This is a genomic window from Ohtaekwangia sp. (assembly GCF_036568665.1).
Lineage (GTDB): Bacteria > Bacteroidota > Bacteroidia > Cytophagales > Cyclobacteriaceae > Ohtaekwangia.
Genome location: NZ_DATCSD010000117.1, coordinates 1 through 11,100 on the forward strand (window position 1 = coordinate 1; position 11,100 = coordinate 11,100).

Consider the following 11,100-nt stretch of genomic DNA (forward strand, 5'->3'; position numbering starts at 1 on the left):
TCGAAGCCGTACTTCTTGCCATCTTCTATGTGTTCAAAGGTCAATACACTTCCGGTAATTACCGGCTGACCGAATTTATTACCAAAGTCGGAAGCACCATCGGATGCCTTGATCAGAATTTCTTCCGGTGACTGATACAACCACTTGCGTGCTTCAAATTTTTTCTCCCAGGGTCTGCCATTTTCCAGGCGTGGGTAAGAAGTGATATATACTGCAGTACCTGCTAATGGCAGCGCACCTTTTCCTCCGGCCAGACGGTCGCGAATTTCCCCTCCTGAACCAGTAGCCGCTCCGTTGAAAGGCTCCACGGTGGTAGGGAAGTTGTGCGTCTCTGCTTTTATCGAGATAACGGATGGTATATCTTCAATCGTAAAGTAATCGGCAACGTCTTGTCGGGCGGGAGCAAACTGCTCAATCACCGGACCTTTGATAAAGGCAACATTGTCTTTGTAAGCCGATACTATATAATTCGGATTTTCTTTCGAAGTCTTCTTGATCAGTTGAAAGAGTGTAGACTCTTTTTCTTTTCCGTCAATGATAAATGTGCCGTTGAAGATCTTATGGCGGCAGTGTTCTGAATTTACCTGCGAGAAGCCAAACACTTCGCTGTCGGTAAGTTTGCGGCCCAGTTGTTTGCTTACACCTTGCAGGTATTCAATCTCCACCTGGCTGAGCGCCAAGCCTTCTTTTTCGTTGTAAGCCGCGATGTCATCAATTTCGAGCAGAGGCTCTGGAGTATGGTGAATCGTGAACAGGTCTTGATCCAACGATTTATAGAGTACCTGCAGCATCTTGTCGTACTTCGCAGTATCGGCATCTACAGCAAAAAACTCTTCGATGCGCTGTATGCCGCTGATACCCATAGTTTGTGTAATTTCTACGGCATTGGTACTCCACGGAGTGATCATTTCTTTTCGCGGACCGATAAAATTCCCCGTAAGGGTTTTGTCAGCGAGGGGTTCAGCTTTGCCAAAAAGCCAGGTAAGTTTCTGAACGTCTGAATTTTGCAAAGGCTGTACCGTACCAACCGCATAGATCGTGTTGGCTTTCGAACGAAAGAATAAAATCATTGGATTAGACTCGAATTTGAGTGCGCAAAAATACAATAATTAAAAGCAAAATAGGAGTCGATTCTTTTTAAAATTTACAACGTTATTACGTTGGCACGTGGGTATGTGTGCACGTTTCTGCGTGCCTGGTTGATACGTTTGCTACTAACGTAAGCACATACTCACGTAAACACCTAAGCACGTTTCAGAATCAGGTTCGTGAGTGCTCTCTCCGATAATAGATTATGGCCGGTAGCCAGTACGTGAAGCTGGTGAGACGGGATGTGGCGCAGTAACCGGTTCATACTTTCCGGACGAATTACATTGTCGTGCTCGCCAACAATTACGGTTGTTGTTATACTATATTGATTGATCAGGCGGGCAATCTCCTCTACGTTAAAGGCTAGTTTTCTAAATACTACCCAGGAGTAGTATACACGTTTTCTTTTTTCTTCGGTATCCATCTGGTGCTCGGCAAAGCGGAGAAGACCTTTGTTTAATAATCCGAGTTTTTGCAATGATCGGCCGATCGCTAAAAAACGATTGTGATGGTTGATCATGCTTTTAAAAAATCTTCGAAATATATAGGGGTACGTGGCTAATGTATACCAGAAATTTGTTTTGATGCCATCGGGAGCTAACAGGAATAATTCCTTTGTTGCAGAAGGAAAAGCTTCCAGTATAGCAAGCACAAATTTACTCCCGATGCTATAGCCCAGCAGCGAAAAGGAGTGGATCTGCTCTTCAGCCAGAAATTGCTGTACTATATTTTTCCATTTTTCTTTTGTTATAGGATGTTCATCTTCGGGCCAGTGACTGGCACCATGGAAATAGAGATCGAAGATATAGCACGTATACTGGTCGCCAAGTGCTTGAGCGAGATTGCTGAACACCGCATGACTTTGTCCGAAACCATGAAAGAGCAGGAGCGTTTTAGTACCGTTACCGATTTTGGTATAGAATAGCTTGGATGTTTTAACATTCATGGGCAGTTCGTAAACGCTCATTCCCTTTCATTTATAGGAAGCGCAGAGGAGGGCCAATATAAATAGTTTTTTAACGATGCCTTGTGGTTTTGCCAACCGACAAATTAAAATGGCTTACCGACTGGCAACTGCTGTTCACCTACTATTTTTAAGTCTCTTAAAATAAAAGATCAAATAGCACCGTCTTCCAGACTAAATCAAGCAGAGTGAAGGCGATGGAACTGGCCATGCAAATAAAAGAACAGACATTTCTGAAAGAGAAAGACAGGCTGCTGAGCTTTATCCGCAACCGCGTGTCTACTGTGGAGGAAGCGGAAGATATTTTACAGGATGTATTCTATCAGTTTGTAGCGGGCTACGAAACCATCGAGTCGATCGATCGCGTAACCTCCTGGCTATTTTCGGTAGCGCGTAATAAGATTATAGATCGCTATCGCAGAGAAGCCGCCCGCCCGCAGCGTGCCGACTTTGCCGGTATGGCCACCCAGGAAGAAGATGCACCCATTACTCTGCAGGAAATATTGCCCGACTTGGGCAACACTCCGGAAGATTCTTATCTCCGCGAAGCTATATGGGAAGCGATCATGGAAGCACTTGATGAACTCCCACCGGAACAACGCGAGATATTTATACTCAATGAAATAGAGGAGCGAAGCTTTCGCGATATAGCAGAGGAAACAGGAGTTTCCATCAACACATTATTATCGCGGAAGCGATATGCTATTTTAGCGCTCCGAAAAAAATTACAACGATTATACAACGATATATAAGCTGACAAGGCTATGAGAAAGATAGATATTGTGAAATGTGTAGTACTCGGGTTATTGGCAGTTACTGTATTTGGGCTGATAACCATGGCCTTATGGAACTGGCTTGTACCCACTTTATTTAATGGCCCGGTAATTACATACTGGCAGGCACTTGGCCTGCTCATATTAAGTAAGATTTTATTTGGTGGATGGGGGGGTGGTAAACATCATCATCAGTCTCACGGTCCGGCTCCGTATTGGAAACATCGTTTCTATGAAAAGTTTTCCAACATGCCGGCTGAACAACGGGAGGAATTTAAGCGGAGAATGAAAGAGAAATGGTGTCGCTTCGAGCAACGTGGTTCGGAGCAAAATTCAGACACTTCGCGCGATTGACAGGCCGCTTCACGAAAAATTCATCTCAAAAATTCTTTAAAAACTCAACCTGCACAGAAATTTTGCCGTAGAAGGAAACGTTGGAAACTTTTGACATGAAAAAAGTTTCCGTAGTTTTGCAGCTCTATGGAAGATTCAAACACCCGCGAAAAGATATTGAAAGGGGCAGAAGGCCTCTTCCTGAAATACGGTGTGCGCAGCATTTCGATGGACGATATAGCCCGTCAGTTGTCTGTGTCCAAGAAAACACTTTACCAGCACTTTGCTGATAAAGAAGATATCGTAACCCTGGTGTGCCAGTCGCTGCTGGAAGAAAACCAGCGGGAAATTGAAGCCGCGCACGAGCAATCGGAGAATGCTATCGATGAATTGGCAAGGCTCTCGTTGTGCATGAAGAAAAATGTGGAGGATATGAACCCATCGCTTTTGTACGATCTGCAAAAGTACTATCCAAAGGCGTGGGCGGTGTGGCAGGATTTTAAACAACGTTGTGTACATGAGTCGATCAAGCGGAATGTAGACCAGGGTATAGCCGAAGGATACTACCGCCCCGAGATCAATGCCGAGATCGTCAGCATTATGCGAATGGCATTAGTGGAGATCGGTTTTGATGACAAGACCTTTCCACAAGACCGGTTCAGGTTGGGAGAAGTACAGATGCAGATATTCGATCATTTTGTATATGGTGTTGTCACTGAGAAGGGAAGGAAACTATATCTGAAATGTAAAGAAGATAAACCCGCAGAAATAATAAAGTAAACCGATAATAACACCCCTGAGTATGAAACGCTTTTATCAAATTGTATTGTTTAGTCTGGCCGTGCCGTTGTGGGTCAATGCCCAGTCAGTAGATTCGACCTCCTTCACGTTAGATGAATGTATCAAGTATGCATTGGAGAATACCGTCAATGTAAAGAACGCCCGTATCGATGCACAGATCTCTGAAGCAAGAGTAAAAGAGACGCGTGGTATAGGACTTCCGCAAGTAAATGGAAGTGTAGCATTGCAGCACAATCCGAAGCTGCCGAGATTTTATCAAACATACCATCCTGATCAACCCAGCATTATAGACCTGAGTTCTATACCTGGTATCAAAGCAGGAGATGTAGTAGCGTTTCAAAACGTATTTCAACTCCCCAGCAGTGGAAATGCAGGGCTTACTGTTAATCAACTCCTATTCAGCAGTTCATATCTGGTTGGACTGAAGGCTGCCAGTACGTATAAAGAGCTTGCTTACAAAACGGAAGAACAAACGCAGATACAGGTTGTTGAAAATGTAATGAAAGCGTACTATGGTGTGCTTGTCAACAATGAACGTATTACATTGTTCGATAATAACATTGGCCGTGTTGATTCTCTTTTAAGAACAACTGCAGCAATGAACAAGAATGGATTTGCAGAAGCGATTGATGTAGACCGAATCCAGGTAACGCTTAACAATCTGAAAATTGAAAGACTGAAATTCCTGAATATGCAAGATCTGAGTCTTGCACTTTTGAAGTTCCAGATGAACTATCCCATGGATAAACCGATGGGAATTAAAGGAACACTTGCTGAATTTACCGTGAGCGAAGATCTGTTCAACCAATACCAGCAGGATTGGGATTACAAGAATAGAATAGAATATAAAATGCTGGATACACAGCGTAAACTTCAAGAGCTCGACATCAAGAATAAGTATTCAGCTTCGTTGCCATCGCTTTCCGGATTTTTAAATTTAGGATATTCAACACAGTCGCCTAACATCGGAGGATTGTTTAAGACTGAATCTGATATACCTTCTACGAAAGAGTTCGGTCCTGATAAATGGTATCCGTATTCATCTTTTGGTATCACACTCAACGTACCTTTGTTCAGCGGTCTGCAGCGTAACTATCAATTACAACAGTCGAAGCTGTCATTGCTAAAGATTGAGAACAACTACAATGCATTGAAGCAGAATATAGATCTGAACATTCAACAGAATACTATTACCTATCAGAACTCCATCGAGACATTAAAATCTCAGCAACAAAACATGGAGCTCGCAGAAAAAGTAGCGCGCGTAACCAAGATCAAATACGAGCAAGGTGTTGGTTCTAACATCGAAGTGACGGATGCAGAGAACAGCCTCAGACAAGCGCAGGTAAATTATTACAATGCGTTGTACGATGCCATCATTGCCAAAGTAGATCTTGATAAGGCATACGCCAAAATTGATCCTGCTAAATATAGCGCAGCTCAAACCCAAAAATAACTACTGTAACACCCCTAATGAAAAAACACAACTATATGAAATCAACGATATATACTCGCTTATCAGTCATCGCTATTGCTGGAGTACTGGCAGCCTGCAGCGCGGCATCTCCCGATGATAAAAAAGCACAGCTTGAAAAACTGAAGACGCAGCAAGTTGAGATCACCAAACAGATTCAGCAACTGGAAGCAGAAATAGCCAAGGCCAATCCTGATTCAACAGCAACGGCTGTAAAATCAAAAGAAGTTTCTGTTACCGAGCTTGCACCGCGCAAGTTCGATCACTATGTGCAAACACAAGGCAGTATAGATGCAGAAGACAACATCATGGTCAGCTCTAAATCAATGGGCGTTGTGATGGCCGTATATGTAAAAGAAGGTCAGCAGGTATCAAAAGGTCAGGTGTTAGCACAGATCGATAACTCCGTGCTCGTTCGCAATATCGAAGCACAAAAATCACAGTTAGAGTTAGCGAAGACTGTATTCGAGCGTCAGAAAAATCTGTGGGATCAGAAGATCGGTACGGAAGTACAATACCTGCAGGCCAAGACCAACAAAGAAAGCCTGGAGAAGCAGATCGAATCTTTGCAGGAACAAAATGATATGACGCGCATTAAAGCGCCAATCAGTGGTACGGTAGATCAGGTTGATATAAAGATAGGAGAGAACATCGCACCTGGTCAGCCAGCCGTTCGCGTTGTTAATACATCTGATCTGAAACTTGTATCGAGTGTATCAGAAGCGTATGTCACCAATATACGCAAAGGCAACAAAGCCGTGGTACATATACCTGAACTGAAAGAAGACATCACAGCGGTGGTAACCTTTGTAGGGAAGACGATCGATCCGCTTTCACGTACGTTCCCTGTAGAAGTAAAATTACCTTCTAATGCAGACCTGCGTCCGAACATGACCGGTATATTAAAAGTAATTTTCCATACCGAGCCCTCTACACTGGTCGTGCCTGTTAATGTAGTGCAGGAAGTGAACAAAGAAAAAATTGTATTCGTAGCGGTTACCGAAGGCAAGCAAACAGTTGCCCGCAAAAAAGTAGTAACTGTAGAAGGTGTATATGACAACCTTGCGCAAGTGAAAGGTCTGGAAACAGGTGATAAAGTTATCACATTCGGTTACCAGGGTCTTAACGATGGCCAGGTGATTAAAATATAGTATAGGAAAAATTCCACACCCCTAACATTCAATATTTATGCACGATGTAGAAAAGGAATTTAAACCCACCAGTTGGTCGATTGATAATAAAGTAGCCATTTATGTTGCTACCATTATCATCTGTCTGGCGGGTCTTATGACGTATAACAGTCTGCCGAAGGAAAACTTTCCGGAGGTAGTGTTTCCGCAGATATATGTATCCACTATATATCCCGGAGCTCCGGAGGATATAGAGAACCTGATCTCCAAGCAAATTGAGAAACAGGTAAAATCCATTGCCGGTGTAAAGAAGATCACCAGTAACTCCTTGCAGAACTTCTCTAACGTGATCATCGAGTTTCAAACCGATGTAGAAGTAAAAGAAGCGAAGCGCGAAGTACAGGAAGCGGTTGATAAAGCCAAGAAAGATCTTCCTACTGATCTGGATGATGATCCTCAGGTTATCGATGTAGATATATCCGAAGTGCCGATCATGAACATCAACCTTTCGGGTGATTACGATCTGCAAACCTTGAAGAAGTATGCAGAGCAGATGCAGGATCGCATCGAGTCGCTTACAGAAATACGAAGAGTAGATATAGTAGGTGCACTGGATCGCGAGATACAGGTGAATGTAGATCTCTATAAATCTTCTCTAGCAGGGGTAAGTCTTACCGATATATCTTCTGCTATCAAATCAGAAAACGTGATCATCGCAGGTGGTCAGCTTTCGGTTGATGGTATGAAACGTTCGATGAGTGTGAACGGTGAATTTATTTCAGCCGAGCAAATGGGCGGTATAGTAGTAGGCGGTACAAAAGGTGGAAAGGTATATCTGCGCGATGTAGCCGAAGTAAGTGATACACACAAAGAGCAGGAAAGCTTTGCGCGCCTGGATGAGAAAAACGTGGTGACGCTGAACGTTGTAAAACGCGGAGGCGAAAACCTGATCCATGCTTCTGATAAGATCAACGAGATTGTAAAAGAGTATGAAGATAATATACTTCCGAAAGGTTTGAAGATAACAATCACGGCTGATCAGTCAGACAACACGCGTATGACACTGCACGATCTGATCAACACGATCATCATCGGATTTGTATTGGTAACCATCATCCTCATGTTCTTCATGGGGGCTACCAATGCGATCTTCGTAGGGTTGTCTGTTCCGCTCTCAAGCTTTATAGCATTCCTCACATTTCCGACACTCGGCTTTACGCTGAACATGATGACGCTGTTCTCTTTCCTGCTGGCGTTAGGTATAGTTGTGGATGATGCGATCGTGGTAATTGAAAACACGCACCGTGTATTTGATAATGGTAAAGTACCGATCCGTAAAGCAGCGAAGATCGCAGCAGGTGAAGTATTCATGCCTGTGTTGTCGGGTACACTTGTGGTGCTGGCACCATTCGTTCCACTTGCATTCTGGCCGGGTGTTATTGGTAAGTTCATGTTCTATTTACCAGTTACATTGATCGTAGCGTTATTAGCTTCCCTGATCGTGGCCTATATTATGAACCCGGTGTTCGCGGCCGACTTTATGAAGGAGCACGATCACGACCATGAGAATCAAGAGAAATTTACCAAAGGGTATAAAATATCTGCTGTAGTCTTTATCGCGATTGCTTTACTCTTCTATGTAACCGGTTCATTTGGTATGGGTAATTTTACCATATTCATTTTCGGTTTATACTCGCTGCATCGTTTCCTGCTCGAGCGTGTTATCTCTTCATTCCAGACAAGAGCATGGCCTTCTGTGCAGCGCGGTTATGAGAAAGTAATTACCTGGTGCTTGCAAGGTTGGAGACCCTATGGTGTAGTAGCAGGTGTTATACTCCTGTTCGTCTTCTCCATTGTATTTACCGGCATTCGTAAACCTCCGGTAGTATTCTTCCCGCAAGGCGATCCGAACTTTATATTTACCTATATACGCATGCCGATCGGTACAGATCAGCGTGTAACGGATTCGATCACCAACATCGTGGAAGATCGCGTGATCGCCACGATCGGTAAAGATACATCGATGGTAGAATCTATTATCTCCAACGTATCCATCGGAGCAGCAGAAGATCAGTTCTCCGGTGCACAGGTGCAACCTCACCTCGGAAAAGTTACTGTTGCCTTTGTTGATTTTGCCAAACGCGATGGACGATCTTCCAGAGAATATCTGACGAAAATTCGCGAAGCCGTGAAAGGTATAAAAGGTGCTGAAGTTTCTGTTGACCAGGAGCAGGGTGGACCTCCAACCGGTAAACCGATCAACATAGAAATTGCTGCCGATAATTTTGATCTGCTGGTATCGACTGGTGATCGTGCAAAACGTTACCTCGACTCATTGCAGGTGCCCGGTGTTGAAGAATTGAAATCTGATTTTCAAAGTGATAAACCGGAGATTGTGATCAAGATCGATCGCGAGAAAGCAAACCGCGAAGGTATATCTACTGGTCAGATCGGAGGTATATTGAACACCGCTATATATGGTGAAGAAGTATCGCGCTTCCGCGATGAGAATGACGATTACCCGATCGAGCTGCGTATCAAGGAAGATCAGCGCAATGATATAAATACATTGATGAATCTGCCGGTAACGTATCGTGATATGGCGCGTGCAGGGGCTATACGCCAGGTGCCGTTATCATCGTTCGCTACCATTGAATATTCGAATAGCTATGCCGGTATAAAGCGTATCGATCAGAAGCGTGTTATTACGTTGTCATCAAACGTATTGAGTGACTATAATGAGAATGAAGTAGTGGCTGATATCAAGAACCGTTTGAAGTCGCTCTCTGTTCCGGATGGCGTAACCATCAAGATGACTGGTGCACAGGAAGATCAGGCGGAGACTTCTAACTTCCTCGGTGTAGCAGGACTTGTAGCACTTGGATTGATCTTTATGATCCTGGTGATTCAGTTTAACTCCGTAAGTAAACCGCTCATCATTCTTTCTGAAATTATATTCAGTGTGATTGGTGTATTGATCGGCTTCTCACTCTTCCGTATGGAGATATCCATTGTTATGTCAGGTGTAGGTATCATGGCCCTTGCCGGTGTGGTGGTACGTAACGGTATATTGCTGGTAGAATTTACTGACTTGCTGATTTCGCAAGGTATAGAGTTGAAAGACGCAATCATTGAAGCGGCACGCACGCGTATGACGCCAGTATTGCTGACAGCGATGGCGGCTACCCTGGGATTGATTCCGCTGGCGGTTGGATTGAACATTGACTTCGTGACGTTGTTCACGGAATTTAATCCACACATTTTCTTTGGTGGGGATAACGTTGCTTTCTGGGGACCTCTTTCATGGACGATGATCTTCGGATTGATCTTCGGTACATTCCTCACGTTGTTCCTGGTGCCGGTAATGTATTTACTCGCAGCGAAACTACGCTCCAAAGTATACAGAACGCAGAAAGAAGTCGTGCACAGCCACGAAACAGAAGGCACTATTGCTACTGTGAAAATATAAAGCGAAGGCAAACTAAAAAACGAAAAAAGTCGTCTGTACAATAGACGACTTTTTTTATTATTATGAGAACTCGTATGATGACGTTGATATTCTTCACCATTCTTTTCCTGTTAATCGACTACTATGTATTCCAGGCAGTAAAAGTTGTAAGTGAAGATTGGTCTGTTGTGTGGAAAAATATACTCCGCATAGGCTTTTGGGTGCCAACGGTACTTAGTATAGGCGCCCTGCTCTGGTGGACGTTTGGCGATCCGTACGCAGCCAGCGCCAGCACACGTAACTGGATCTTAACCGGATTGGTAGCCACCTATTTCTCCAAGGTATTTGCTGTAGTCGTATTGTTCCTCGATGATATCTATCGCGGTATAAAATGGGCTTCCAAATTTTTTTACAAAGGTCCTGCTGACGATCTTCCCGGAGATGCTATTACTCGCTCAGACTTTCTGGCGAAGACTGCACTCGTAGCAGCTGCTATACCTTTCGGAACCATGGTATATGGTGTGGTATCCGGAGCGCATGATTACAGAGTGAGAAGAAAGACCGTATATCTCCCCAATCTCCCCAAAGCATTTGATGGTGTAAAGATTGGCCAGCTATCCGATATCCACTCAGGAAGCTTCTTCAACAAGGTTGCTGTAAAAGGTGGTGTGGAAATGATGCTCGCTGAAAAACCAGATATACTCTTCTTTACAGGCGATCTTGTGAATAACGAGTCTTCAGAAGTAAAAGACTATATCGATATATTCAGTAAACTGAAAGCACCGCTCGGTGTATATTCCGTAACCGGCAATCACGATTATGGCGATTACCACCATTGGGCTACACTCGCTGCGAAGCAGAAAAACTTTCAGAACCTGATAGAAGCCCATAAGCTTTTGGGATTTGATCTGCTCATGAATCAACACCGATTTGTTGAAACAGGAGGAGAGAAGCTGGCTGTTATAGGTATAGAGAATTGGGGTGGAGGCAGATTCTCCAAGTATGGAAAGCTTGATCAGGCGTATGCCGGTACAGAAGACGCCCCGGTAAAATTACTGCTCTCGCACGATCCAAGTCATTGGGATGCA

At 43.9% G+C, this 11,100-nt stretch carries 8 protein-coding genes and 1 pseudogene; 7 read left to right on the forward strand and 2 right to left on the reverse strand.

Going from position 1 to position 11,100, the window contains the following annotated elements; all coding sequences use genetic code 11:
• Positions 1–1,070 (reverse strand): annotated as a pseudogene (locus VIN08_RS06225) (phosphoribosylformylglycinamidine synthase); the annotation flags it as partial.
• Between the two features lie 173 nt (positions 1,071–1,243).
• Entirely contained in the window at positions 1,244–2,056 is an 813-nt protein-coding gene (locus VIN08_RS06230) for an alpha/beta fold hydrolase (RefSeq protein ID WP_331961837.1), read from the reverse strand.
• Between the two features lie 194 nt (positions 2,057–2,250).
• On the opposite strand from VIN08_RS06230, the gene VIN08_RS06235 reads away from it, so the two are divergent.
• The 7 genes from VIN08_RS06235 to VIN08_RS06265 form a co-directional block, all read left to right on the forward strand.
• Positions 2,251–2,805, forward strand: a complete 555-nt coding sequence (locus VIN08_RS06235; protein WP_331961857.1) for an RNA polymerase sigma factor — start codon at positions 2,251–2,253, stop codon at positions 2,803–2,805.
• Between the two features lie 12 nt (positions 2,806–2,817).
• Complete coding sequence (locus tag VIN08_RS06240; RefSeq protein WP_331961840.1) at positions 2,818–3,180, forward strand: hypothetical protein; 363 nt, start codon at positions 2,818–2,820, stop codon at positions 3,178–3,180.
• Between the two features lie 126 nt (positions 3,181–3,306).
• Positions 3,307–3,939, forward strand: a complete 633-nt coding sequence (locus tag VIN08_RS06245; protein WP_331961842.1) for a TetR/AcrR family transcriptional regulator — start codon at positions 3,307–3,309, stop codon at positions 3,937–3,939.
• A gap of 22 nt (positions 3,940–3,961) precedes the next feature.
• A complete protein-coding gene (locus VIN08_RS06250) occupies positions 3,962–5,416 on the forward strand; it encodes a TolC family protein (RefSeq protein ID WP_331961845.1) in 1,455 nt (484 codons plus the stop codon).
• Between the two features lie 35 nt (positions 5,417–5,451).
• Positions 5,452–6,585, forward strand: coding sequence for an efflux RND transporter periplasmic adaptor subunit (locus VIN08_RS06255; RefSeq protein ID WP_331961848.1), 1,134 nt, complete (start codon positions 5,452–5,454; stop codon positions 6,583–6,585).
• A 37-nt stretch (positions 6,586–6,622) separates the two neighbouring features.
• On the forward strand, positions 6,623–10,033 hold the full coding sequence (locus VIN08_RS06260) for an efflux RND transporter permease subunit (RefSeq protein ID WP_331961851.1): 3,411 nt from the start codon (positions 6,623–6,625) through the stop codon (positions 10,031–10,033).
• A gap of 74 nt (positions 10,034–10,107) precedes the next feature.
• Positions 10,108–11,100: metallophosphoesterase (locus tag VIN08_RS06265; RefSeq protein WP_331961854.1), on the forward strand; the 993-nt coding region annotated here is incomplete at its 3' end.

Coding starts and splice junctions, on each gene's coding strand:
- VIN08_RS06235 (WP_331961857.1), top strand. CDS start 2,251: ATGGAACTGGCCATGCAAATAAAAGAACAGACATTTCTGAAAGAGAAA.
- VIN08_RS06240 (WP_331961840.1), top strand. CDS start 2,818: ATGAGAAAGATAGATATTGTGAAATGTGTAGTACTCGGGTTATTGGCA.
- VIN08_RS06245 (WP_331961842.1), top strand. CDS start 3,307: ATGGAAGATTCAAACACCCGCGAAAAGATATTGAAAGGGGCAGAAGGC.
- VIN08_RS06230 (WP_331961837.1), bottom strand. CDS start 2,056: ATGAGCGTTTACGAACTGCCCATGAATGTTAAAACATCCAAGCTATTC.
- VIN08_RS06260 (WP_331961851.1), top strand. CDS start 6,623: ATGCACGATGTAGAAAAGGAATTTAAACCCACCAGTTGGTCGATTGAT.
- VIN08_RS06250 (WP_331961845.1), top strand. CDS start 3,962: ATGAAACGCTTTTATCAAATTGTATTGTTTAGTCTGGCCGTGCCGTTG.
- VIN08_RS06255 (WP_331961848.1), top strand. CDS start 5,452: ATGAAATCAACGATATATACTCGCTTATCAGTCATCGCTATTGCTGGA.